Raw genomic sequence first — 1,409 nt, 5'->3', positions numbered from 1 at the left:
GCCAGTAGCTGCGACTCGGCCGACTGTGCGCCAGTTCCGGCCGATGTGGCAGCGGCGTGGGTGACCGCGGCGGCCTGCATGCCCTGCCCGGCGGGGTTGGTGGTGGTCGGCGGCTGGTCGAACGTCGTCAACGCCGACGCGGCCGCTGAGGCGCCGGCGTAGCCATACATCGCCACCGCATCCTGGGCCCACATCTCCGAGTAGTGCGCCTCGGTCGCGGCGATAGCCGGAAAGTTCTGCCCGAAGAAGTTCGTCGCGATCAGCATCATCAGCTGCGCCCGGTTAGCCGCGATCACCGGCGGCGGCACCGTCATCGCAAAGGCGGCCTCATAGGCAATCGCGGCGGCCTTGGCCTGGACCGCCGCCTGCTCGGCCCGTGCCGCGGTGGTGGACAACCACGTCACATAGGGCGCGGCGGCCGCGGCCATCGAAATCGACGCCGGGCCCGACCACAGGCCACTGATTTCGGAGATCGCCGAGCCGTAGCAGGACGCGGTCGTGTACAGGTCGGTGGCCAACACGTCCCAGGCAGCGGCGGCCGCCAACATCGGTCCCGCGCCCGCGCCGGCGTACATCCGGCCAGAGTTGACTTCCGGCGGTAATGCTCCGTAATCCACTACTTGACGTCCTGGCCTCGTCGGTCGCTACAGCCTGCCGATCTACTCGACCTCGTAGTCACGAATGCGATGCCCTTCCTCGCCATCGGCGACGGCTGCGATCCACTATCTGAGACATAAGTTCACTAATGAAGATATAAGGCGTTCAGAGGCGTCAGCGGTACGCAGTAATGAACTCTTTCTATCTTTAGGTGAACACTCGTCGTTGGTAGTGCACAGTCGGCTCCCGGCCATCTAACGTCGCTAGCGAGCGGCTCGTGAAGGCCGTTGAGACCGAGCACTGAGGAGAAATCAGCGTGGCGTTCGTAGAAACCCAGCCGGAGGTGCTATCCGCTGCGGCTCGCAATTTGGTGGCTATCGGCGCGTCAGTGGCGGCGCAGAATGCGGCTGCGGCGGGCCCGACGACGGGAATAGTGCCGCCGGCAGCCGATGAGATTTCGGCGCTGACGGCGGCACAGTTCGCCACGCATGCCCGGATGTATCAGGCGGCCAGCGTCCAAGCCGCGGCAATTCACGACATGTTCGTGAACATGCTGGGCACCAGCGCCGGTTCGTACGCGGCCACGGAAGCCGCCAACGCCGCCGCGACCAGCTAGAGGAGACGTAGTGCTGGATTTCGGGGCGTTACCGCCAGAGGTCAACTCCGCTCGCATGTATGCCGGACCGGGGTCGGCGGCGATGATGTCCGCGGCGTCGTCCTGGCGGTGGCTGGCCGCCGAGTTGGAGTCCGCCGCAATCGATTACGACAGGGTGATCACGCAGCTGACCAGTGAGTGGCGCGGCCCGGCGTCG

Annotated in this window: 3 protein-coding genes; 2 read left to right on the top strand and 1 reads right to left on the bottom strand. The window is 65.9% G+C overall.

The genetic code is table 11. The annotated features are described in order from the left end of the window. A partial coding sequence (locus A5707_RS00475) for a PPE family protein (protein WP_156657383.1) occupies positions 1–617 on the bottom strand: 617 nt, incomplete at its 3' end. Between the two features lie 296 nt (positions 618–913). On the opposite strand from A5707_RS00475, the gene A5707_RS00470 reads away from it, so the two are divergent. After that, complete coding sequence (locus tag A5707_RS00470; protein ID WP_065012573.1) at positions 914–1,213, top strand: PE family protein; 300 nt, start codon at positions 914–916, stop codon at positions 1,211–1,213. 13 nt (positions 1,214–1,226) lie between these two features. After that, a partial coding sequence (locus A5707_RS22930; RefSeq protein ID WP_156657385.1) for a PPE domain-containing protein occupies positions 1,227–1,409 on the top strand: 183 nt, incomplete at its 3' end.

It is taken from the genome of Mycobacterium kyorinense (assembly GCF_001672775.1).
Taxonomy (GTDB): Bacteria; Actinomycetota; Actinomycetes; order Mycobacteriales; family Mycobacteriaceae; genus Mycobacterium; species Mycobacterium kyorinense_A.
The sequence above is the reverse complement of the archived record's forward strand: the minus strand, read 5'-3'. Positions and strand labels throughout refer to the sequence as shown.